Annotated in this window: 22 protein-coding genes and 1 pseudogene; 22 read left to right on the forward strand and 1 reads right to left on the reverse strand. The window is 44.4% G+C overall.

Annotated elements, in window-relative coordinates:
• Positions 1-38: 38 nt before the first annotated feature.
• From DXD06_RS14370 to atpC, 16 genes are all read left to right on the forward strand, one after another.
• Positions 39-1,424: a DUF342 domain-containing protein gene (locus tag DXD06_RS14370; RefSeq protein WP_117832718.1), complete on the forward strand. Its 1,386-nt coding sequence runs from the start codon at positions 39-41 to the stop codon at positions 1,422-1,424.
• Between the two features lie 129 nt (positions 1,425-1,553).
• Positions 1,554-1,712 (forward strand): hypothetical protein, encoded by a 159-nt coding sequence (locus tag DXD06_RS17310; protein WP_022045468.1) that lies wholly within the window; start codon positions 1,554-1,556, stop codon positions 1,710-1,712.
• A gap of 16 nt (positions 1,713-1,728) precedes the next feature.
• A complete protein-coding gene (locus DXD06_RS14375) occupies positions 1,729-3,099 on the forward strand; it encodes a tetratricopeptide repeat protein (protein WP_117832720.1) in 1,371 nt (456 codons plus the stop codon).
• Positions 3,100-3,200: 101 nt separating this feature from the next.
• Complete coding sequence (locus DXD06_RS14380) at positions 3,201-3,518, forward strand: anti-sigma factor antagonist (RefSeq protein WP_022045470.1); 318 nt, start codon at positions 3,201-3,203, stop codon at positions 3,516-3,518.
• Position 3,519: 1 nt separating this feature from the next.
• A complete protein-coding gene (gene spoIIAB / locus DXD06_RS14385; RefSeq protein ID WP_022045471.1) occupies positions 3,520-3,957 on the forward strand; it encodes an anti-sigma F factor in 438 nt (145 codons plus the stop codon).
• A complete protein-coding gene (locus DXD06_RS14390) occupies positions 3,947-4,687 on the forward strand; it encodes a sigma-70 family RNA polymerase sigma factor (RefSeq protein WP_243001123.1) in 741 nt (246 codons plus the stop codon). Before spoIIAB ends, DXD06_RS14390 begins: the two co-directional genes overlap by 11 nt.
• Positions 4,688-4,758: 71 nt before the next feature.
• Positions 4,759-5,532: an HAD family hydrolase gene (locus DXD06_RS14395; RefSeq protein WP_117832722.1), complete on the forward strand. Its 774-nt coding sequence runs from the start codon at positions 4,759-4,761 to the stop codon at positions 5,530-5,532.
• Positions 5,529-6,485, forward strand: a complete 957-nt coding sequence (locus DXD06_RS14400; protein ID WP_117832724.1) for an L-lactate dehydrogenase — start codon at positions 5,529-5,531, stop codon at positions 6,483-6,485. Before DXD06_RS14395 ends, DXD06_RS14400 begins: the two co-directional genes overlap by 4 nt.
• Positions 6,486-6,709: 224 nt before the next feature.
• A complete protein-coding gene (locus DXD06_RS14405) occupies positions 6,710-7,396 on the forward strand; it encodes a F0F1 ATP synthase subunit A (protein ID WP_055066932.1) in 687 nt (228 codons plus the stop codon).
• A 38-nt stretch (positions 7,397-7,434) separates the two neighbouring features.
• Positions 7,435-7,665 carry an ATP synthase F0 subunit C gene (gene atpE / locus DXD06_RS14410; RefSeq protein WP_022045476.1) on the forward strand — a complete coding sequence of 77 codons (231 nt, stop codon included), beginning with the start codon at positions 7,435-7,437 and terminating at the stop codon, positions 7,663-7,665.
• 44 nt (positions 7,666-7,709) lie between these two features.
• The gene (atpF, locus tag DXD06_RS14415; RefSeq protein WP_117832727.1) at positions 7,710-8,162 is read left to right on the forward strand and encodes a F0F1 ATP synthase subunit B; all 453 of its coding nucleotides are present in this window, start codon (positions 7,710-7,712) and stop codon (positions 8,160-8,162) included.
• Positions 8,140-8,658, forward strand: a complete 519-nt coding sequence (gene atpH, locus DXD06_RS14420; RefSeq protein WP_117832728.1) for an ATP synthase F1 subunit delta — start codon at positions 8,140-8,142, stop codon at positions 8,656-8,658. The genes atpF and atpH overlap by 23 nt, the downstream gene beginning before the upstream one ends.
• Positions 8,655-10,169: a F0F1 ATP synthase subunit alpha gene (atpA, locus tag DXD06_RS14425; RefSeq protein ID WP_082413716.1), complete on the forward strand. Its 1,515-nt coding sequence runs from the start codon at positions 8,655-8,657 to the stop codon at positions 10,167-10,169. The genes atpH and atpA overlap by 4 nt, the downstream gene beginning before the upstream one ends.
• A gap of 12 nt (positions 10,170-10,181) precedes the next feature.
• Positions 10,182-11,078, forward strand: a complete 897-nt coding sequence (gene atpG, locus DXD06_RS14430) for an ATP synthase F1 subunit gamma (protein WP_022046929.1) — start codon at positions 10,182-10,184, stop codon at positions 11,076-11,078.
• 12 nt (positions 11,079-11,090) lie between these two features.
• A complete protein-coding gene (gene atpD / locus DXD06_RS14435) occupies positions 11,091-12,488 on the forward strand; it encodes a F0F1 ATP synthase subunit beta (protein ID WP_022046928.1) in 1,398 nt (465 codons plus the stop codon).
• A gap of 20 nt (positions 12,489-12,508) precedes the next feature.
• Positions 12,509-12,925 (forward strand): ATP synthase F1 subunit epsilon, encoded by a 417-nt coding sequence (gene atpC / locus DXD06_RS14440; RefSeq protein WP_022046927.1) that lies wholly within the window; start codon positions 12,509-12,511, stop codon positions 12,923-12,925.
• A gap of 48 nt (positions 12,926-12,973) precedes the next feature.
• Here the strand turns inward: atpC and DXD06_RS14445 are convergent, their stop codons facing one another.
• Positions 12,974-14,203 (reverse strand): EAL and HDOD domain-containing protein, encoded by a 1,230-nt coding sequence (locus DXD06_RS14445; RefSeq protein ID WP_117832730.1) that lies wholly within the window; start codon positions 14,201-14,203, stop codon positions 12,974-12,976.
• Positions 14,204-14,540: 337 nt separating this feature from the next.
• Between DXD06_RS14445 and DXD06_RS14450 the strand changes: the two genes are divergently transcribed.
• The 6 genes and pseudogenes from DXD06_RS14450 to DXD06_RS14475 all read left to right on the forward strand — a co-directional run bounded on the left by DXD06_RS14450 (position 14,541) and on the right by DXD06_RS14475 (position 21,863).
• Positions 14,541-17,177: a cation-translocating P-type ATPase gene (locus tag DXD06_RS14450; protein ID WP_117832770.1), complete on the forward strand. Its 2,637-nt coding sequence runs from the start codon at positions 14,541-14,543 to the stop codon at positions 17,175-17,177.
• Between the two features lie 492 nt (positions 17,178-17,669).
• Positions 17,670-18,068, forward strand: a pseudogene (locus DXD06_RS18195) (transporter substrate-binding domain-containing protein); the annotation flags it as partial.
• A gap of 6 nt (positions 18,069-18,074) precedes the next feature.
• Positions 18,075-18,731 carry an amino acid ABC transporter permease gene (locus DXD06_RS14460; RefSeq protein WP_117832732.1) on the forward strand — a complete coding sequence of 219 codons (657 nt, stop codon included), beginning with the start codon at positions 18,075-18,077 and terminating at the stop codon, positions 18,729-18,731.
• Between the two features lie 9 nt (positions 18,732-18,740).
• A complete protein-coding gene (locus tag DXD06_RS14465; protein WP_117832734.1) occupies positions 18,741-19,526 on the forward strand; it encodes an amino acid ABC transporter ATP-binding protein in 786 nt (261 codons plus the stop codon).
• Positions 19,527-19,746: 220 nt separating this feature from the next.
• Positions 19,747-20,583, forward strand: a complete 837-nt coding sequence (locus tag DXD06_RS14470; protein ID WP_055262219.1) for a hypothetical protein — start codon at positions 19,747-19,749, stop codon at positions 20,581-20,583.
• A gap of 167 nt (positions 20,584-20,750) precedes the next feature.
• The gene (locus DXD06_RS14475) at positions 20,751-21,863 is read left to right on the forward strand and encodes an ROK family transcriptional regulator (protein WP_117832736.1); all 1,113 of its coding nucleotides are present in this window, start codon (positions 20,751-20,753) and stop codon (positions 21,861-21,863) included.
• Positions 21,864-22,000: the final 137 nt, after the last annotated feature.

Genomic DNA, 22,000 nt, shown 5'->3' on the forward strand with positions numbered 1-22,000 from the left:
ATGGTTTCGGATTTCTATAGCAGAGAGGGGAAAATGCCATGGAAGATATTTCAATGAGAGGTGCGGTTGTCCGGATTTCACAGGATAGTATGGAAGCATATTTGACATTGCAGCCGCCGGAGGCCGGAGAGGGATACACATTATCAGAGCTGGTGCGGTATATCCGCACCCAGCGGGTAACCAATGGAATTGACGAAGCGGCGATCCAGGAGATGATCGATGGCGGAGTGTACATGAGAGATGTATGTATTGCAAAAGGACAGCCACCGGTCAATGCAGAAAACGGCCGCTATGAACTTCATTTCAATCCGGATGTGGATGGAAAACCAAAGGTCAAGGAGGATGGTTCCATAGATTACTGGAGCATCCGTACAGTGGAGATGGTAAAAGAAGGTCAGGCAATTGCCACCTACTATCCACCAACCGAGGCGGTAAACGGGATGAATGTTTCGGGAAAGCCGATACTGGCAGTCCGTGGCAAGCCATTGCAGCCACTCCGCGGAAAAGGATTTCACTGTACAGAAGACGGAAGTACTTATATTGCAGACCTGTCTGGAAAGATTGAAATGTCAAACGGAAAGATTCGGATATCCGCAGTTTATGAAATTCCCGGTGATGTGGGAATCGGTACAGGAAATGTGGAATATCACGGAGATGTTGTAATCCACGGTGGAATCAAACCGGGGGCAAAGGTAAGTACGAGTGGAAGTCTCACGGTAGACGGTATCTGCGAGAACTGTGTGATTGAAGCGGGAAAAGATATTGTCCTGCGAAGCGGTGTTCTCGGTGGAAACAAGACCAGTATTCGTGCAGGCGGGAATATCCACGCAAAATTTTTCGAATACTGTAAGGTGAAAGCCGATGGCTTTATTGAAGTGACTTATGCATTAGACAGTCATATGATCAGTTTTGATCATATTTATGTAACCGGAAAAAAGGGAAGTATCATTGGCGGATATGCCTACGCAATCAGTGGAATGGATGTGAATGTAATCGGAAATTCCACGGAAGTAAAGACACAGGTGTATGTCGGAGTCAGTGCGCAGATGCGGCAGGAACTGTCGGATCTGCAGAAATCCATTGAAGAAAATGGGGAAGTGATCAAGAAGATTACCACCGGGCTGAAACAGTTTGAACTGGTGGCTGCGCAAAAAGGAATTGATGTATCGAAAGATCCGCGCAGAACCGAACTTCTTCGTGCCAAAATGAAAACGCAGGCAGATATTGCTGAAAGCCAAAAAGCGGTAGATCGTCTGGAAGAACTGGTCAAACGCGGGGAAAATGCAAAGATCAGTGTCGTACGCAAAGTGTATTCCGGATGTGTTGTAACCATTGACCAGCAGACGCTTACCGTAAAAGAACTGCAGGAATCCGTTTGTTTCCAGAAGAAAAAAGAAGGGGTTGTGATGATCTCTCTCAAGTAAACAGATGCAGTTCCTGTAATATTTCCGAGAAATAATGCGAATAAATTTACTTGCATATCCAATGCACTATATTATAATTAAGATACATGGGAACGCAGAACCTGTATATCGCAAAAAGGAGCAGGAGAAATGATTAATTTTGAAAAAGAGCTGAAAAATTTTCAGCCGAGTCTGGAAGTAGAAGAAGCCGAGGCGGCGATTTATAACCATGATCTGACAGACGTAACGGATATTATTACCGAAATATTGCGTGATGTACGTCAGAATGGCCAGCAGTTAGGACAGTAATGAAAAAGAGGAAGAAATGATTTGTTATAAATGTGGACAGGAGGTTGGAAATGCAAAGCGCTGCCCGAATTGCGGGGCAGATCTTTCCGTATTTTTGAAAGTGCGTCACATTTCCAACGCGTATTATAATCTGGGGCTGGAACAGGCGGGCGTGAGAAATCTTTCCGGAGCGATTGTCAGCCTGAAAAACAGTCTGAAGTTTAATAAATATAATATTGATGCACGGAATCTTCTGGGATTGATTTATTGCGAGACAGGAGAAGTGGTAGATGCCTTAAGTGAATGGGTGATCAGCCGCAGTTATCAGCCGAAGGACAATCTTGCCAGTCATTATCTTGATGAGATCCAGCAGGACCGGGGAAGATTGGATTCCGTAAATCAGACGATTAAAAAATATAACCAGGCATTGCACTATTGCAAGCAGGACAGTCGGGATCTGGCAATTATCCAGCTGAAAAAGGTACTTTCGCTGAATCCGAAGCTTGTCAAGGCACATCAGCTGCTGGCGCTTCTTTATCTGCAGGACAATAAGCTGGAACTGGCAAAAAAAACTTTGCGTAATGCGGGAAAGATTGATACAAATAATACAACCACCCTGCGTTATCTGCGCGAAGTGAATGCAAGACTGAAGGAAAAAAGTCCTTCCAAAAAGCCGAAGGATGATGATCTGATTTCTTATCAAAGTGGAAATGAGACCATTATCATGCCGAAGCGGTTTAAGGAATCTTCGATTGGGGCAACACTGGTATATATTGTGATCGGACTGATTGTGGGTACTGCGATTACCGCATTTCTGATCGTGCCGAGCGTTCGCAACAAGGCAAAAGAAGATGCACAGAGAAAACTGGTTGAAGCGAGTGATACCATTTCCACGAATGGACAGACAATCAAAGATCTGGAAGGACAGGTGGAGGATCTGAAAAATCAGCTGGAAGAGCAGACGACCAACAATGAAAAGGTCAAGGTTCAGATATCTACTTATGAAAATCTCCTGCAGGCATGTGTTTCCTATTATGGATCAAAGGATGTGACGACTGCGGGAAAGACACTGGATAAAGTAAAGACGAAGTATCTGTCCGACGAAGCTAAAACCATATATGATGATATCAATGGGGAGGTACAGGATAAGTATCTGAATCAGCTTTACAAGGAAGGCTATAGTTTGTACTCCCGTGGAAAGTATAAGGACGCCATCGATACATTAAAACAGATTACGGATGAGCAGGAAGATTTCCAGGACGGATCAGCTGCCTATTATCTGGCACAGTCCTACCGGAAAAACGGGGACCTGAAATCTGCAAAACCGTATTATCAGTATGTAATTGAAAATTATCCGGATACGGAGCGGGCGAGAACGTCACAGAATTATGTAGACGCACAGGAATAAAAAGGAACACATTGCATTACAAAAGACACTACAGTACAGGTTACTGTCGGTGTCTTTTTTTGCTTATTTATAAAGAAGTAAGGGAAAGGAAGAGGTTTTATATGGAAGCAGCATATCGAAAGGAAGCGGACTGCATGATTGTGCCGATGCCGCGGGAGGTGGATCATCATGTGGCAGGCAATATGAGCAGGGAAATAGATCTGCTGGCGGAAAGCTGGCATGTTCACAGGATTGTATTTGATTTTGCGGGGACTGATTTTATGGACAGTTCCGGAATCGGTATATTAATAGGAAGAAAAAAGACGATGGACATGCATGCAGGAAAAGTGACAGCGGTAAATCTGGGAGAACGGGTGTATAAAATATTTGAAAAATCCGGGTTGTTTCAGATTATTTCATTGGAAGAGGAGGAAAAATAAAATGGTGCAGGAAAATCATATGCAGGTTCATTTTGATGCAAAATCCGTAAATGAGGGATTGGCACGCATGGTTGTGACCGCATTTATGACAAATATGAATCCGACGCTGGAGCAGATTGCAGATGTAAAGACAGCAGTGAGTGAGGCTGTGACAAATGCCATTATCCATGGATACGAAGATGAAACGAAACAGGTGGAACTGACCTGTGACCAAAACGGTCAGCAATTGGTGGTAACGGTGGAAGATCACGGAGTCGGAATTGAAGATCTTGAACAGGCATTGCAGCCTTTTTTTACTACAAAACCGGAATTGGAACGTTCCGGTATGGGCTTTTCCTTTATGGAGGCATTTATGGATCGGATTGAGGTACGGTCAAAAAAAGGAGAAGGAACACGTGTGGTTATGTGGAAATACATAGAAAGGGAACGTGAGCAGTAAGATACCGGCAAAAGAGGAAAATGGACGACAGAACATCCAGAGGGCGCAGCAGGGAGACCGGAAGATCAGGCAGCAGATGATAACCGAGAATATGGGGCTGGTTTATATGGTGGCGAAACGATTTGCAAACCGGGGAACCGATTTGCAGGATCTGACACAGATCGGAGTGATTGGTCTGATCAAGGCGATCGACCGGTTTGACACTTCGCTGTCCTACTCTTTTTCTACCTATGCGGTTCCGCTTATTATGGGGGAAATCCGGAGATTTTTACGGGATGACGGTATGATTCATACGAGTCGCCAGATGAAAGAACATGCAAGAAAAATAGCAATTGTCAGAGAACAGATGAAAAAGACACAAAATAAGGAGCCGACATTGCAGGAACTGGCGGAAAAGACAGGAATTGCCATTGAAGATCTGGTGGTGGCAATGGAAGCAGGAAGAGAGGTGGATTCTTTTTCACGACCGGTGACGGAAAATGACGGAAAAGTGCTGACTTTGGAAGAAAAGCTGGAGGATGATCACCGGTTTGAAACTCCGCTTCTGAATCATATTGCATTGAAACAGGCGATCGACCAGCTGCCGGAGGAAGAAGCACAGCTGATAAAATTTCGCTATATGGACAATCTTTCCCAGGCAGAGACAGCAAAGCGCATGGGGAAAAATCAGGTATCCGTATCGCGCAGTGAGCGGAAGATATTGGAAAAACTTCGCAGAAAAATGTTGTAGCTACCACTTACAGGCACAGGGAAAATCTGGTATAATTTGCACGTAAAAGATCACAAAAGGGAGAAATTAACATGGGAGAATATTTGCAGGAAGCCGTGTTGCCGGTGCAGTACGACAATTATGTGTTTGATCTGTACGGGACACTGGTGGATATCCACACAGAGGAAGATTTTCCAAAACTGTGGGAGAAACTGGCATTGTTTTTTGGATATTACGGAGCCATTTATGAACCGAAGGAATTGCAGAAGCGCTATGCGGCACTTGTCAGCGACTGTGAGCGCGCGTTGAAAAAGACGCTGGAAGAGGACAGGCATTATACGCATGAGGCATCTCCAGAGATTGAGATCGGGGAAGTGTTTGAAAAACTGTATCAGGAAAAAGGGATCGTGGCCGATAAGACCCTTGCCATACATACTGGACAGTTTTTCCGTGCGCTGTCTACCGATTATGTCCGTTTGTATCCGGGGACAAAGCAGATGCTTGCCAGCCTGAAGAAAATAGGAAAAAAGGTATATCTTTTATCAAACGCCCAGCGTATTTTTACCGCATATGAAATGAATGTTTTAGGGATTACACCATTTTTTGATGATATTTTGATCTCATCGGATTATCACACGAAAAAACCGGACGAACGTTTCTTCCATATACTGTTGGAACGGCATAAGCTGGATGTGACACGTTCCCTGTATATCGGGAATGACAGCCGTTGTGATGTCGGTGGTGCAAAAGGTGTCGGAATGCCGGTGTTTTATGTAAATTCCAATATTTCCCCGAAAAATGATGACGGAAAAGAGGCAGACTATATTGTAGAGAATTTTTGTGCCTGGAAGGAGGTAACCATATGAGTAAATTAAAACCAGGAAAAGTAGCAATTATCGGATGTGGATTTGTCGGTTCTGCATCTGCATTCGCCCTGATGCAGAGCGGATTATTTACCGAGATGGTGCTTTTGGATGCAAACCATCAGAAAGCAGAAGGGGAAGCCGAAGATATCGTACACGGAATTCCGTTTGGAAGACCGATGCAGATTTATGCCGGAGATTATGATGATATTGCGGATGCAGCCATTATTGTAATTACAGCAGGTGCAAATCAGAAGCCGGACGAAACGCGGCTGGATCTGGTAAACAAAAACATTGCAATTTTCCAGTCGATTATTCCGGAAATTACAAAAAGAGATTTTGAAGGAATTCTTCTGATTGTTGCAAATCCGGTAGATATTCTGACTTACACGGCGCAGAAACTGTCCGGTTATCCGGAAAACCGGGTAATTGGTTCCGGAACTGTGCTGGATTCTGCCAGACTGAAGTATCATCTGGGACAGCATCTGGGAGTGGACAGCAGAAGTGTACATGCTTTTATCGTGGGAGAACACGGGGACAGTGAGATTGCGGCATGGAGCAGTGCGAATATATCCGGAATACCGCTGGACAATTTCTGTGAGATGCGGGGGCACTATAATCATATGGAAGCAACGGAACGTATCGCCGCGGAGGTAAAACAGAGTGCCTATGAGATTATTTCCAAAAAAGGAGCCACATATTATGGAATTGCCATGTCAGTTAAGCGCATCTGCGAAGCAATCATAAGAGATGAAAAATCCATTCTGCCGATTTCGACCATGTTGCACGGAGAGTATGGAATCTCAGACGTGGTGTTAAGTCTGCCGTGTATCGTTGGCCGCGATGGCTATGAGACCAAGGTTCCAATCGATCTGGATCAGGAGGAAGTTTCCAAACTGCATGAGTCTGCAAATACGCTGAAAGAAGTTCTTTCGGAGTTCTTTGCCGAAAATTAGTTTTTTTTGCTTGCATTTTTTGGAAGAAAGAGGTAGAATACCTCAGTGGGTAAGGCAAAGGCGTCGTAATGTATGTACGATGCCTTTTTTATATATAAAGTGTATGACAGCAAGAGAAATATATAAAAATGACATACAGTTTATATAAAAAAAACGTTTTACTTTTTACAATATGACAAATATAATAGCTTTTGATTCAAAAGTTAAGAAAGGAAGTGAGACTGTTGGATGCGTTGGTAAAGAATCTGATGGAGGAGCTGAATTGCGATACCGTCTTTACAATCCCGCTGTTTGGTGGCATTCCGATCTATGAATCGGTTGTTGTTACATGGATCATCATGGCGGTCATTCTTCTTTTGTGTCTGATCCTTGTCAGAGGACTTAGAGTTGAGAATCCAAGCCGTAAGCAGGTAGTACTTGAACTTGCTGTTTCAAAACTGTATGGATTCTTTGAGGACACGATAGGAGAAAACGGTAAAGCGTACATTCCGTACCTGGCAGCAGTTGCCATCTACATAGGAATTGCCAACCTCATCGGCCTATTAGGCTTCAAGCCACCGACAAAAGACATGAATGTCACGGTAGCGCTTGCATTGATGAGTATCATCTTAATTGAAGCAGCAGGAGTGAGAAAGAAAGGTACCAAAGGCTGGTTAAAGAGTTTTGCGGAACCAATGCCTGTAGTTCTTCCAATTAACATTCTTGAGATATTCATCAAACCATTATCACTTTGTATGCGATTGTTTGGAAATGTACTTGGTTCCTTCGTTATTATGGAGTTACTGAAGATGGTGGTTCCACCCGTACTTCCAGCAATATTCAGTTGTTACTTTGATATTTTTGACGGACTGATTCAGGCATACGTATTTGTATTCCTTACAGGCTTGTTCATCAAGGAAGCAACGGAGTAACACACTAATTAACTGAGAAAAGAAAAGGAGAAAACATTATGTCAGCATCATTATTTGTAGCAATCGGAGCAGGAGTAGCAGTATTAACAGGTATCGGAGCAGGTCTTGGAATCGGTAAGGCAACAGGTTCCGCAGTAGACGCTATCGCAAGACAGCCGGAAGCAGAAGGTAAGATTTCCAAAGCATTACTTCTTGGTTGTGCACTTGCCGAGGCAACCGCTATTTACGGTTTCGTTATTGCATTACTTATCATTCTTTTCTTAAAATAATGATTACCCGCGTAATTATTACATTAAGAAAGGAGCAGTAAACTATGCTGAGTTTAAATCCATGGGATATCTTGTGGACGATCGTAAATCTGCTTGTTTTATATGCAATCTTTCGTAAGTTTTTGTTTCAGCCGGTCATGAATATCATTCATGAGAGAGAGGACATGATCAACAAACAGTTCGAGGATGCCCAAAAACAGCAGGACGATGCAGCGCAGATGAAGAGTGAGTATGAGAATCAGTTAAAGGGTGCCAGAGAAAAGGCAGATCAGATCATTCTCGATGCAAAGACGCGTGCACAGGAAGAATATAACAATAAAATGGAAGCAACCAGAGCCGAAGCAGATCATATGCTTGAGAAAGCAAAGAGTGATATTGCAAATGAGCAGGAAAAGGCAACAAGAGATGCTCAGGCAAAGATCGCAGAGCTTGCTTTGCTGGCTGCTAAGAAGATTATGAAGACGGGTGAAGCACATGACGCAGGCAGCAGTAAATAGTGCCAAGGTACTATACCGGCTGTCTGTCAGCAGAGAGGATGTCGAGAAAGCGGAAAAACTTTTCTTTATGACACCGCAACTGCAGAAAGTTCTGACGAGCCCGGTCGTACCGGCAGCAAAAAAGTATGAAATTATCGATCAGGTATTTGCACTGGAAACGACAGAAGATGTGCTGGTCCGGTACATGAAGATCATGTGCAGGATTGGTAACATGACCGAGATGCAGGATATTTTCCAATATTATTATAAATACTGGGATCAGATGCATCATGTGGTTCGTGCGGACCTGATTTATGCCGAGACTCCGAGCAAAGAAGAGGAGGCCGAGGCGAAAAAAATTCTGGATAAAAACTATCCGGATAGTGAGATTACCCTGACGCAGAGTGTGGATGAGTCGCTGATCGGTGGCTATGTTGTTAAGGTGGGATATAAAGAATATGACCACAGCTATGAAGGACGTCTGCGTCAGTTACAAAGAAAACTTACAGGGAGGTGACCCCTTTGGGCGCTATTAGTGCAACAGATATTATCTCCATTATTCAGGGTGAGATCGAAAATATCAACTGGGATGAACAAAGCCGTGAGACAGGTGAGGTCATCTGGGTCGGTGATGGAATTGTTACCGTATACGGAATTGATCATGCAATGTATGGCGAGATCGTAGCCTTTGAAAACGGAGTCAAAGGAATGGTTCAGGATGTCAGACAGAATGAGATTGGTATTATTCTTTTTGGTCGTGATACCGGAATCAAAGAAGGAACCAAAGTGGTTCGTACCAAGAAGAAAGCCGGTATTCCAGTCGGTGATGCATTTGTGGGCAGAGTAATCAATGCACTCGGTGAGCCGATCGATGGAAACGGGGATGTAAAAGAGGATGATTATCGTCCGATCGAGCAGGAAGCTCCTGGTATTATTGACAGACAAAGTGTAGATACACCAATGGAAACAGGTATTCTTTCCATCGATTCCATGTTCCCAATCGGACGTGGACAGCGTGAGTTGATCATTGGTGACCGTCAGACCGGTAAGACATCCATTGCAACAGATACCATTATCAACCAGAGAGGCAAAGATGTAATCTGTATTTACGTTGCCATTGGTCAGAAGGCATCTACCGTTGCAAAGATTGTAAATACATTAAAGAAACATGATGCCATGGATTATTCCATCGTAGTATCTTCTACAGCCAGTGATCCGGCATCTTTACAGTACATAGCTCCATATGCAGGAACTGCCATGGCAGAATATTTTATGCACAAGGGCAAGGATGTTCTCATTGTATATGATGATCTGTCCAAGCATGCGGTTGCATACCGTGCAATTTCCCTTCTGCTTGAGCGTTCCCCGGGACGTGAGGCTTATCCTGGTGATGTATTCTACTTACACTCCAGACTGCTTGAGCGTTCCAGTCATCTGAGTGACAAGTTAGGTGGCGGTTCCATCACCGCACTGCCGATTATTGAAACACAGGCTGGTGATGTTTCCGCATATATTCCTACCAACGTTATTTCCATTACCGATGGTCAGATCTTCCTCGAGAGCAACCTGTTCAACGCAGGTATGAGACCAGCCGTAAATGTAGGACTTTCCGTATCCCGAGTCGGTGGTGCAGCCCAGACAAAGGCAATGAAGAAAGCATCCGGTAGTATCCGTATCGATCTGGCACAGTACCGTGAGATGGAAGTGTTCACACAGTTTGCTTCTGATCTGGATGATGCAACAAAAGCACAGCTGCAGCACGGAAAAGCTCTGATGGAGCTGTTGAAGCAGCCGCTGAGTCATCCGCTTTCCATGCATGAGCAGGTATTAACCCTGTGCATGGCAACGGACGGTGTATTCGATAAGATACCTACCAGACAGGTAAAACAGTATCAGAAAGATATTCTGGATTTCATGGATCTGAAACATCCGGAGATCGGAAAAGAAATTGAGCAGACAAAAGCTTTATCCGATGAACTGAGACAGAAAATCAAAGATGCTGCAGCAGAGTTCGCAGCAGAACAGTAAGCAGGTGTTACGATGGCAAATGCAAAAGAAATTCAGGATCGAATGAAGAGTATCAATGATACATTAAAGATTACAAATGCAATGTACATGATTTCTTCTTCGAAATTAAAGAAATCTAAAAAAATGCTGACGGACACAGAACCGTATTTCTTTACCCTGCAATCTGAGATGAGCCGTATTCTGCGGCATTTGCCGGATCTGGACAGTATTTATTTTAGGTCCACAGATGAGATTCCGGAAGAAGAAAAACGGATCGCTTATATGGTAGTTACGGCAGATAAGGGACTGGCAGGATCTTACAACCACAATATTTTAAAGATTGCGGAAGAAGAACTTGCAAAACACCCGAAACGTCAGCTGTATGTGCTTGGTGAAGTCGGAAGACATTATTTTGAAGAACGTGGAATTGAGATCAACAAACAGTTCCATTATACGATTCAGAATCCGACATTGAACCGTGCACGAAATATCTCTGAGGAACTTCTCGAAGGTTACCGTCAGGGAGATTTTGATGAAATCTATATCATTTATACCTCAATGGTCAATGCGATGCAGGAAGAAGCAGAAATCCTGCAGCTGCTTCCACTGAAAAAAGCAGATTTCCACAACGTGGAGATTCCGCTGGATGTCAGACGTGAGGAGCTTGCCCTGCGTCCATCGGCAGATGCAGTGATGAATCGTATTGTTCCGGACTATGTGGTAGGATTTGTTTATGGTGCGCTGGTAGAATCCTTCTCCTGCGAGCAGAATGCCCGTATGATGGCGATGGAGGCAGCAACCAACAGCGCAAAGGATATGCTTCATGAGCTGGATATCATGTATAACCGTGCCAGACAGGCAGCGATTACCCAGGAGATCACAGAGGTAATTGCGGGAGCAAAATCCCAGAAGCGCAAGAAAAAGAGATAATGGAGGCCTAGGATGAAAACAGGAAAAATCATACAGGTTATGGGACCTGTTGTGGACGTTGAATTTGAAGACGAAGAATTGCCTGCAATCAGAGACGCTCTGGAAGTACAAAATGGTGACAAAAAATGTATCATGGAGGTTGCACAGCATATAGGAAATAATACGGTACGCTGTATTATGCTTGCAGCCAGTGAAGGACTTCACCGTGATATGGAAGTCATTGCAACCGGAAGCGGTATCAAGACACCAGTTGGTGAGGCAACACTGGGACGTCTGTTCAACGTATTAGGAGAAACAATTGATGACGGAAAGCCGATCGGGGATGCTCCAAAGTGGGTGATCCACAGAGAGCCGCCAGCATTTGAAGATCAGAACCCTGCAGAGGAAATCTTAGAGACCGGTATCAAGGTCATCGACTTACTTGCCCCATATGCAAAGGGTGGTAAGATTGGTCTGTTCGGTGGTGCCGGTGTAGGGAAAACCGTATTGATCCAGGAGCTGATCAGTAATATTGCAACAGAGCACGGTGGATATTCCATTTTCACCGGTGTCGGGGAGCGTTCCCGTGAAGGAAATGATCTGTGGACCGAAATGGGCGAATCCGGTGTACTTGAAAAAACAGCCTTAGTGTTTGGACAGATGAATGAGCCGCCAGGGGCTCGTATGCGTGTCGCTGAGACCGGACTTACCATGGCTGAGTATTTCCGTGATGAGCAGCATAAAAATGTGCTTCTCTTCATTGATAACATTTTCCGTTTCACACAGGCCGGATCAGAGGTATCCGCACTGCTTGGACGTATGCCGTCAGCCGTAGGTTATCAGCCGACACTGGCTACGGAGATGGGTGAATTACAGGAGAGGATCGCTTCTACAAAGAATGGATCTATCACTTCCGTACAGGCTGTATATGTACCAGCCGATGACCTGACAGACCCGGCACCAGCTACGACATTTGCACATCTGGATGCAACAACCGTACTTTCCAGAAAGATCGTTGAGCAGGGTATTTATCCGGCGGTTGATCCTCTGGAGTCATCTTCCCGTATCCTTGAGCCGGATATTGTTGGGGAGGAGCATTATGAAGTTGCACGTAAAGTGCAGGAGATCCTTCAGAAGTATAAGGAATTGCAGGATATCATTGCAATTCTTGGTATGGAAGAGCTGGCAGATGAAGATAAAGTCCTGGTATACCGTGCAAGAAAGATTCAGAAGTTCCTGTCACAGCCGTTCCACGTAGCAGAGAACTTTACCGGTATCAAAGGTGTATATGTTCCTTTGAAAGAAACAATCCGCGGATTCAAGGCAATTTTAGATGGTGAGATGGATGAATATCCGGAGAATGCATTCTTCAATGCAGGAACCATCGAAGATGTCAGGAAGAAAGCAGAGCAGATGGAGCAGAACGCATAGCATAAAGAACGGAGATCATTATGGCAGGCAATACATTCTATTTAAAAATTATATCTGCGAACCGTGTGTTCTTTTCCGGAAGATGCCGTTCTCTGATCGTTCCGGAATATGATGGGCAGAAAGAAATTCTGGCCCATCATGAGGATATGGTCATCGCCATTGATGAGGGCGAGATGAGGTTTCAGCCGGAGGGCACGGATAACTGGGAATATGCAGTAGTCGGAATGGGATTTGTCGAGATCGTCAATAACCGTGTGACACTTCTCGTGGAGACTGCAGAGCGTCCGGAGGAAATCGATGTGGCGCGTGCCCGCGAAGCAAAAGAGCGTGCAGAGGAGCAGATGCGCCAGAAGCAGAGTATCCGTGAGTATTACCACTCAAGAGCTTCTCTTTCCCGTGCGATGGCACGTCTGAAAGGAACCAGCGGAAGAAAATAAAACAATAAAAAAGGATGCACGTTTTGTGCATCCTTTTTTTATCTGACATTATTCATTCATGGCAATCAGTTTTGCATACCATTGCAGGGAAGAAACCCATGCATGGGAAACATCCGGAATTTCGATGTTTTTAAGCACCAGCTGGCGGGAAACTTCCTGCCATTCTGCCGATTCGTATTTTACAATAAAGTGAAGCACTTCTGCCAGGGAACCGGTGTGCTCCAGAAGGGCGGCGCGGATCTTGCCCGATACACGTACCATGGAGAGGGCTTCTTCCATGGAACAATCCAGAATAATATCCAGAATCGAGAAAAGACCGGTCAGAAACAGTTCCTGGGAACGCATTGCCATGCCAAAGACCGGTGCAAGATTTTCTGCAAACTTGGCACGCAGCAGGGAGAGGCGCATCAGCTCATTTGGCTTGTCTGAACACAGTTTCTCAATGACGGTTGTCTGAATCCAGCGCGTCAGATCCTTCTGCCCCAGCATTGAGACAGCAACCCGCACGGAAGTGATTTCGGAATTAAAGGAGCGTGTATTTGCAAGCCGCAGCAGGGAGATGATAAGAGCCGTGTCCTGACTGATAATATCAGCCGCTTTGGTCAGGTCAAAATCATCTTCTTCAATCAGATTCAGAAGCGAAATGTAATTGATCTTCAGGGGCGATACTTTATGTTCACCGCGTGTGACCGGCATACGGAAAAAGGTTCCTTCAAATAAAGAAATTGTTTCTGCAGGACTGAGTTTTCCGAATGTTTCCGTGTCCGGAATGTTGCTGGCACAGATACAGATATCCGGATACAGTTTGCGGAAATAGAAAGAAGCCTTGACGGCATCTATTTTCTGGCAGTCAATCAGAATGTAGTCCATCTGTGACAGAATCGGTGCGTAGTCTTCGTAGCAGTGAACAGGAAGATTACGGATTGCAAAATGATATCCGAATTCGCGCAGTTCGCGGATGCGGTCTGTATACATGGATACCGGAGGAAATGTCTGGTCAATCAGGAGAATCGGTGCATGGTTTGTATTTTTGCATTCGGATTCCAGACTGCTGAAAATAGAGATATTATTTAAAGATACAAAAATCGGTTTTCCTCCGGAGAGTGTGGTGGTTCCAAGCTCCTGAATCAGTTCCAGCCCATCTACATAGGCAGCTCCGTCAAACTGTCTGGAACCAAGAAGGCTTGGGTTCATAAGAAAGTTATTTTTTCTGGTAAACAGAGAATAAGCACTAACGGACATATTCCGGTCAAAAAAAGGAATGAGTGTAAGCATCATAAGCGTATCTCCTATTCTATCATGTAAATCCCTGATGTAAGTTTATCTTTGGATTTATTATACTATATAATGCTTAAAGAAACAAATATTTTGTGCAATGTGGTGAAAAAAGAAACAAAGCAGTTGACAAATGAAAGAGGATATGGGTAAAATACAAAAAGATAATAAACAGGGAGTAGTTTGCATCCGGTGTGTCCGGGTGTTGTGCAGGCCGTCATCACGTTACAGGAAAGCTGGAACCGGGCTGTACACGAAGAAACGAGACTTTTTATTGCATTATTCTGGTGCAAAAAAGTCCCGTTTCTTTTTTTGTACCACAACACAGGGAGGGCATGCCATGAAAAAATACTGGAAGTATTCCAAAGAGCAGCTAAGAGACGTATTTTCTACTACGGAGCAGGGATTATCCGAAATGCAGGTGAAAAAAATCCGGGAAACATGTGGGGAAAATATACTGGAAGAGGGAAAAAGACCCGGGCTGCTGAGGGTGTTTTTGTCACAGTTTGCAGATTTACTCATTGTCATTTTGCTGATCGCCGCGCTTATTTCCATGTTATCCGGAAATGCAGAGAGTACGATTGTAATCGCAGTTGTCCTGGTGATGAATGCAGTTTTGGGAACGGTGCAGCACCAGAAAGCGGAAAAATCACTGGACAGTCTGAAAAATCTGTCTGCACCGTGTGCAAAAGTCATCCGGGAAGGGAAAAAGAAAGAGATCCCTTCGAGGGAACTGGTTCCTGGAGATCTTGTGGAACTGGAAGCTGGTGACATGGTTGTGGCAGATGGAAGGATTCTGGATAATTATTCCCTGCAGGTCAATGAGAGTGCGCTGACCGGAGAATCCACCAATGTAGAAAAGACACAAGGCAGTCTGCCGGAGGATCTGCCGCTGGCAGACCGCAGAAACATGGTATATTCCGGAAGCCTGGTCACTTATGGACGCGCACAGGTTCTGGTTACAGGAACAGGGATGCATACAGAGATCGGAAAGATTGCCGGGATGATGAATGATATCCGGGACCGTAAGACACCATTACAGGTGAGTCTGGATCAGTTCAGCAGAAAGCTGGCAGTTCTGGTTATGGGAATTTCAGCAGTGGTACTGGGGTTATGTTTATACCGTAAAATGCCGCTTCTGGATGCATTGATGTTTGCAGTTGCACTTGCGGTAGCTGCTATTCCGGAAGCACTCAGTTCGATTGTGACCATTGTGCAGGCGATGGGAACACAGAAGATGGTAAAGGAAAATGCCATCGTCAGAAAGCTGAAGGCAGTGGAGAGCCTTGGGTGTGTATCGGTGATCTGTTCGGATAAAACCGGAACGCTGACACAGAATAAGATGACCGTACAGAAAGTTTATGTAGACGACAGGGAATATCTGCCCGGACAGCTTTCCATGGAAGAGCAGCTGCACAGATATCTGGTCTACGATGCGGTGCTTAGCAATGATGCAACATTGGAGAACGGAAAAGGAATCGGAGATCCGACAGAATATGCCCTGTTGGAAATGTTTCGTAAAATTCCCGCGCCGAAAGGGGGAATGATGGGCGAAGGCGGTTACAGGGAAGAAATGCTTCGAAGCTGTATGAAACGTCTCGAAGAGGTTCCGTTTGATTCTGAGCGGAAACGGATGAGCACAAGATATTACCTGCACGGGGTCGGAACCATTCTGACCAAAGGGGCACCGGATGTATTGCTGGAACGCTGTGATTTTGTCCGGAAAAGTACCGGAATTGTTCCACTTGATCCGACGGAGACAGAAAAAATCAAAAAAAAGATTGCGGAATTTTCCGGGCAGGGACTGCGTGTGCTGGCATTTGCGTATAAAGAGAGTGAAGGACCGCTGACCATAGAAAGCGAAGAAAATCTGATTTTTCTCGGGCTGATTGCCATGATGGATCCGCCAAGACCGGAAGCCATTCAGGCGGTTGCCGATGCAAAGAGAGCAGGAATCCGCACGGTCATGATTACAGGGGATCACAAAATTACCGCGCGTGCGATTGCAAAACAGATTGGAATTTATCAGGAAGGGGATCTGGCTGTGACTGGAAGGGAGTTAGATGCCATGAGTGAGAAGGAATTGCAGGAAAAACTGGAAAAAATCTGTGTGTATGCCAGAGTTTCGCCGGAACATAAGATAAGAATTGTAAAGGCATGGCAGAAAAAAGGACGGATTGTTTCCATGACGGGGGATGGTGTCAACGATGCACCGGCATTAAAACGCGCAGATATCGGAGTGGCAATGGGGATTACAGGAACAGAAGTGGCAAAAGATGCGGCAGACATGATTCTTTTAGATGATAATTTTGCGACCATCATTCAGGCGGTGGTGAATGGAAGAAATGTATACCGGAATATAAAGAATGCCATTTTGTTTTTGCTGTCCGGCAATATGGCAGCGATTCTGGCGGTACTGTATACTTCACTTGCAGGACTTCCGGTTCCGTTTGCACCGGTGCATCTGCTTTTTATCAATTTGCTGACGGATTCGCTTCCGGCAATTGCGATTGGCATGGAGCCGGCAGATGCAGCACTTTTAGAGGAAAAACCAAGGGATCCTTCTGCCGGAATACTGACCGGTTCGTTTCTGGGGAAAATTGTGGCAGAGGGAGCGTTGATTGCGTGTCCGGTCATGACTTCTTATTATATAGGGCTGCAGCAGAGTACCGCGCTTGCCGCAACGATGGCTTTTGCAACGCTGACACTGGCACGCCTGTTTCATGGGTTTAACTGCCGGAGCCAAAAGTCCATGGCACGGGCTGGACTCAGGTCCAACAAGTACAGCATGGGAGCATTTTTGGGTGGATGTATTCTTTTGGGACTGGTACTTTGCGTTCCGGTTTTTGAGAGGCTGTTTGATGTGGCAGAAATGGGAGTGCTGATGTATGGATATATTCTGCTGCTGGCATTTGTGCCGACATTGGTGATTCAGATGGTAAAAATGGTCAGGGAAAAAATGCAGGAAGGTTTGTAATTTACTCCTCTTTACTTTAGCATGATAACATGATAATATGGTAAACATGTAGTAAACAGAAGAATTAATAATTAATGGAGGAACATTATGAAAAAGAAACTTGCAGTATTGCTGGCAGCAGCGCTGACACTTGGTATGACTGCCTGTGGTGCATCCAAAGGAGCAGGAGATACCGGAAAGAGCGAAAAGAGCATGGTATATGCAGTAGAGGCAGGATCTGCCGGAGAAGAAGCTGCAAAAGAAAAGGGATTTCAGTACAATTCCGTTTCGTCTCAGGCAGATGCCCTGATGGAAGTTGCTTCCGGTACATCCGATGCAGCGATCATTGACCTTCTGATGGCAGGTGCCATGATTGGTGAGGGCACCAGTTATCCGAATCTGAAGCATACAGACGAACTTACGACCGAGGAGTATGGCGTTGGATGCCGGAAAGGATCGGATCTGGCTTCTTATATCAATCAGGTGTTTGCTGACTCTTATAAAGACGGAAGCATGGAAAAAATTGCCGAAACCTATGGAGTACAGGAAGCACTTGTAGAGCAGAAAGATGCCACATTTGAACAGTCCCCAAAAGACAGTGACGTGGATTACATCAAGGGAAGAGGAAAACTGGTTGTCGGTGTGACCGATTTTGAGCCGATGGATTATAAGGATAAAGATGGAAATTGGATCGGGTTTGATGCAGATATGGCAAAACTTGTCGGAGAAAAACTTGGTGTAGAGGTTGATTTTGTAGAGATCGACTGGGACAACAAGGTCATGGAACTGAATTCCAAGAATATCGATGTCGTATGGAATGGAATGACTCTGACGAGCGAGGTAACTTCTGCAATGGAATGTACCAATGCTTATTGTAACAATGCACAGGTAGTTGTCGTACCAGAGGGGAAATAAATCATGTTCTGGACAGTAACACAGTCACTTTTGACAGGTCTTGCCACCACTTTTGAAATTTTTATACTGACACTGATTTTTGCGCTGCCGCTTGGGCTGGTGCTGGCATTTGGCCTGCTCAGCAAGTTTAAACTGCTGCAGCGTCTGGTTCAGATTCTGGTCTGGATCATCCGTGGAACGCCTCTGATGCTTCAGCTGATCATTATTTTCTATGGTCCGGGACTCTGGCTCCATACGACCGTCTGGAGTGGAAATGAGAGCGGGCGAATTACCGCAACCGTAGTGGCATTTGTGATTAATTATGCGTGCTATTTTTCTGTGATTTTCCGTGGTGGAATTGAGGGAGTTCCGGCCGGACAGAGGGAAGCCGGACAGGTGCTTGGCATGACAAAGCATCAGATCTTTTTCAAAATCACACTGCTTCAGATGATCAAGCGCGTCGTACCACCGATGTCAAACGAGATCATTACACTGGTCAAGGATACTTCCCTGGCTCGTATCATTGCGGCATATGAGCTGACGTTTGCCGGTGCTGCGTTTATGAAGTCGGACGGACTGACCTGGCCACTGTTTTACACTGGCGTATTTTATCTGATTTTTATCGGTATTCTGACGCTTTTGTTTGGTTACATTGAGCGCAAGCTGGATTACTTTAAGTAGGAGGAAGACATGGCAATCTTAGAGGTATCACATATAGAAAAGCATTTCGGCAAAACGAATGTGTTAAAGGATGTCAGCTTTTCCATGGAGGAAGGCACGGCACTTGCCATCATAGGTTCCTCCGGATCGGGAAAGACCACACTTTTGCGATGTCTGAATTTTTTGGAGCGTCCGAACAGTGGAACCATTACGGTAAACGGCGAGACGTTGTTTGACGCGGCATCTGCGGGAGCGGAAAAAGATGCGGAACTTCGCAAAAAGCGTCTGCATTTTGGAATGGTCTTTCAGTCCTTTAATCTGTTTCCGCAGTATACCGCATTGCAGAATGTAACACTGGCGGAGCAGTTACTGGCACAGGAACGGCCGGATTTTAAGGCTGATAAAAAGAAAATTTTAGAGGAAATCGATGCACACGGAAGACAGCTTTTAGAGCGGATGGGACTTGCAGAGCGCATGGATCATTATCCGCATCAGTTGTCCGGTGGACAGCAGCAGCGTGTGGCGATTGCACGTGCACTTGCCTTAAAGCCGGATATCCTCTGCTTTGACGAGCCGACCTCTGCGCTTGATCCGGAGCTCACCGGAGAAGTGTTAAAAGTCATCCGCACGCTTGCCGAGCAGAAGACGACAATGATCATTGTCACCCATGAGATGGCATTTGCCCGTGATGTGGCAGACCAGCTGATCTTTATGGACGGCGGTGTGATTGTGGAACAGGGAGATCCGCATCAGGTGATCGACAATCCGAAAGAAGAGCGCACGAAGCAGTTCTTGACCCGGTATGCACAGGGGTAATTCTTAAAAAAGAAAATATGGAAAAGCCATCGAGGTTCGTTACAGAAGACGGATCTGCGGTGGCTTTTTTAATTGAATGCAGCAAAATTGCAGAATATCAGGCTGATTTTAGGACTTATCGCCTATTGTCATGAACTTCATAAATGTTTACAATAAAATGGACAGACGCATTACAAAATGTGATCGATCTGGGGTAAATATGAATAAAAAGGAGAACATTATGAAGAAGAAATTAACCGCAATATTATTGGCGGCAGCGATGGCTGTCACAGGACTGTTTACCGCAATGACACCGGAAAAGGCAAACGCTGCGGAGTGGGAAGCATGTGATATACCTGTGATCAAAGATGTATCCGAATTTGATGCAGTCTCTGCCATGTATTCAAAGACAATTACGGTGACTAAGAAAGATAAAAATATTGAGCAGGGATATGGTTCTTTTCAGTTAAAATCTGATTCCTGGGTAATTTTAAAGACCACCTCCTCTCTTGTGACAAGTCAGGAAGATGGGCACCAGACACATATTGAAGTATTTTCAGATGCGTCTGCATCCAACAAAGTTCTGGAAACCGGAGACGGATATTGGGAATATGACGGTGATCAGTATACAATTTTAAAGAAAGGTACCTACTATTTTCATACAAAGTCATCCTGTCAGAATTATGACACGTTTACAGGGAACATTAATGTAGTTGCAGCAGCAATTCCAACGAGTAAGCTGATTCAGACAGGCGTTAAGAAAAACAGCAAAAAAACAAGCGCAACGGTTTCTTTTTCCAATGTGCTTGGAACACATGTAAGGGCTGTGCAGTACCAGAAGGGAAGTATTGGAAAATCCCACAATGAGGATAAAAAATACTGGAAGCAGTATATTATGAGTGGAATGTACAGTGGGGACTATGATCTGGCAAAGGGAAAGAGTCCAAAGTTTGTGACAGAAAAAGGAGAGAAGTATTCGTTTAAGGTAAAGAAAAACGGAAAATATACCATCTGGATCAGTGATGATAAGGGAAACATTTACACAAAGGTGGTTACCGTTAAGGGACTGAAAAAATAAAAATGTGGCAAATAGAAGGCCTCCGGCAGTTGCCGGGGGTTTTTCTTATGGATGATGGTATTCTGGCATTGGGCAGTAAAGAATTCATGGAGGAAAATTTGTCCTTTACAAATAATAAATAAAAGCATATGATACTTTTATAAAATACTTTATTTAAGAGGAAGATTATGCCGGAAAAAAGAGAAAAACGCAATATAGCAAGAACTGAAATTATAAATTACATGTTGAACCATTCCGTTACATCAAAGGCAGAACTGGCAAAAGAACTGGGGCTTAGTATGCCTACGGTTCTGACAAATGTCAATGAGCTGATTGCAAAGGGACTGATTGTAGAAAATGGAGAGTATGCATCTACCGGGGGAAGAAAAGCCAAAAGCATAGGAATTAACAGGGAATATTGCAGGGCAATGGGACTTGTAATTACCGCGAATCATCTGGAAATGGTACTCGTAAATCTAGGATATGAAATCGAACATCTGAAACGTGTCCGTTTAAAATTTTCACCGGATATTGATTATAGTGTAAAAATTGCCGGGCAGGTACAACAGTTTCTGAAAGAATGCAAAACGGAGAAAGATATTTTAGGGATTGGAATTGCAATTCCCGGAATTATCGATCAGAATGAGAAGACAGTTCTAAAATCGCATGCTCTTCAGGTAGAAAATTACAGTCTGCGTTTTTTGGAACAGGCATTGGGATTTCCGGTTTATTTTGAGAATGATGCTAATTCCGCTATGCTTGCGGAAGATACACAAAAATATAACAATGCGATATACCTCTCCTTAAATCATACTCTTGGAGGGGCATTTTGCATTGATGGAAAACTGTTTCGTGGACAGAACCAGAAGGCAGGAGAGTTTGGACATATGATCCTGATTCCCGGAGGGGACAGATGTTATTGTGGAAAGCAGGGGTGTGCAGATGCTTATTGTGCGGCAAGTGTGCTGACTGGGGACGGAAAAAATTCTCTGGAAGTATTTATGGAACAATTGAAACAGGGAAATAAGGAAGCTGAACAAAAATGGGAAAGATATCTGGATCATCTTGCTATCCTGATATCCAATCTTCGGATGGCATACGATATGGATATTATACTTGGGGGAGATGTCGGAGGTGTACTGGCAGAGTATATGATTCCATTGGGACAGAGGGTATTGTCTTACAATGGATTTGACAGGGATATTTCTTATCTGAAAAATTGTTCTTATGAAAAAGAAGCATCGGCGGTTGGTGCAGCAAAACATTTTTTGTATGAATATGTAAAAGAATGCTGTTCGTAATGATGAAATTAAAAAAGTTCCTTCTTTACTGGCGTGTACATGCGGTAAAGAGGGAACTTTTTTGTTTAAAAATTTAGAAAAATTGTACAAAAAGTAAAATAAAAAATTGTGCAACTGGTAAAAACTCTCAAAAACTA

The sequence above is a fragment of the Roseburia sp. TF10-5 genome, assembly GCF_003462365.1.
Lineage (GTDB): Bacteria > Bacillota > Clostridia > Lachnospirales > Lachnospiraceae > Roseburia > Roseburia faecis.

Coding starts and splice junctions, on each gene's coding strand:
- DXD06_RS14395 (WP_117832722.1), top strand. CDS start 4,759: ATGGGAGAATATTTGCAGGAAGCCGTGTTGCCGGTGCAGTACGACAAT.
- atpD (WP_022046928.1), top strand. CDS start 11,091: ATGAAAACAGGAAAAATCATACAGGTTATGGGACCTGTTGTGGACGTT.
- DXD06_RS14370 (WP_117832718.1), top strand. CDS start 39: ATGGAAGATATTTCAATGAGAGGTGCGGTTGTCCGGATTTCACAGGAT.
- DXD06_RS14380 (WP_022045470.1), top strand. CDS start 3,201: ATGGAAGCAGCATATCGAAAGGAAGCGGACTGCATGATTGTGCCGATG.
- DXD06_RS14460 (WP_117832732.1), top strand. CDS start 18,075: ATGTTCTGGACAGTAACACAGTCACTTTTGACAGGTCTTGCCACCACT.
- atpH (WP_117832728.1), top strand. CDS start 8,140: ATGACGCAGGCAGCAGTAAATAGTGCCAAGGTACTATACCGGCTGTCT.
- atpF (WP_117832727.1), top strand. CDS start 7,710: ATGCTGAGTTTAAATCCATGGGATATCTTGTGGACGATCGTAAATCTG.
- DXD06_RS14475 (WP_117832736.1), top strand. CDS start 20,751: ATGCCGGAAAAAAGAGAAAAACGCAATATAGCAAGAACTGAAATTATA.
- DXD06_RS14375 (WP_117832720.1), top strand. CDS start 1,729: ATGATTTGTTATAAATGTGGACAGGAGGTTGGAAATGCAAAGCGCTGC.
- atpG (WP_022046929.1), top strand. CDS start 10,182: ATGGCAAATGCAAAAGAAATTCAGGATCGAATGAAGAGTATCAATGAT.
- DXD06_RS14465 (WP_117832734.1), top strand. CDS start 18,741: ATGGCAATCTTAGAGGTATCACATATAGAAAAGCATTTCGGCAAAACG.
- DXD06_RS14470 (WP_055262219.1), top strand. CDS start 19,747: ATGAAGAAGAAATTAACCGCAATATTATTGGCGGCAGCGATGGCTGTC.
- DXD06_RS14400 (WP_117832724.1), top strand. CDS start 5,529: ATGAGTAAATTAAAACCAGGAAAAGTAGCAATTATCGGATGTGGATTT.
- DXD06_RS14450 (WP_117832770.1), top strand. CDS start 14,541: ATGAAAAAATACTGGAAGTATTCCAAAGAGCAGCTAAGAGACGTATTT.
- atpE (WP_022045476.1), top strand. CDS start 7,435: ATGTCAGCATCATTATTTGTAGCAATCGGAGCAGGAGTAGCAGTATTA.
- spoIIAB (WP_022045471.1), top strand. CDS start 3,520: ATGGTGCAGGAAAATCATATGCAGGTTCATTTTGATGCAAAATCCGTA.
- DXD06_RS17310 (WP_022045468.1), top strand. CDS start 1,554: ATGATTAATTTTGAAAAAGAGCTGAAAAATTTTCAGCCGAGTCTGGAA.
- atpC (WP_022046927.1), top strand. CDS start 12,509: ATGGCAGGCAATACATTCTATTTAAAAATTATATCTGCGAACCGTGTG.
- DXD06_RS14445 (WP_117832730.1), bottom strand. CDS start 14,203: ATGATGCTTACACTCATTCCTTTTTTTGACCGGAATATGTCCGTTAGT.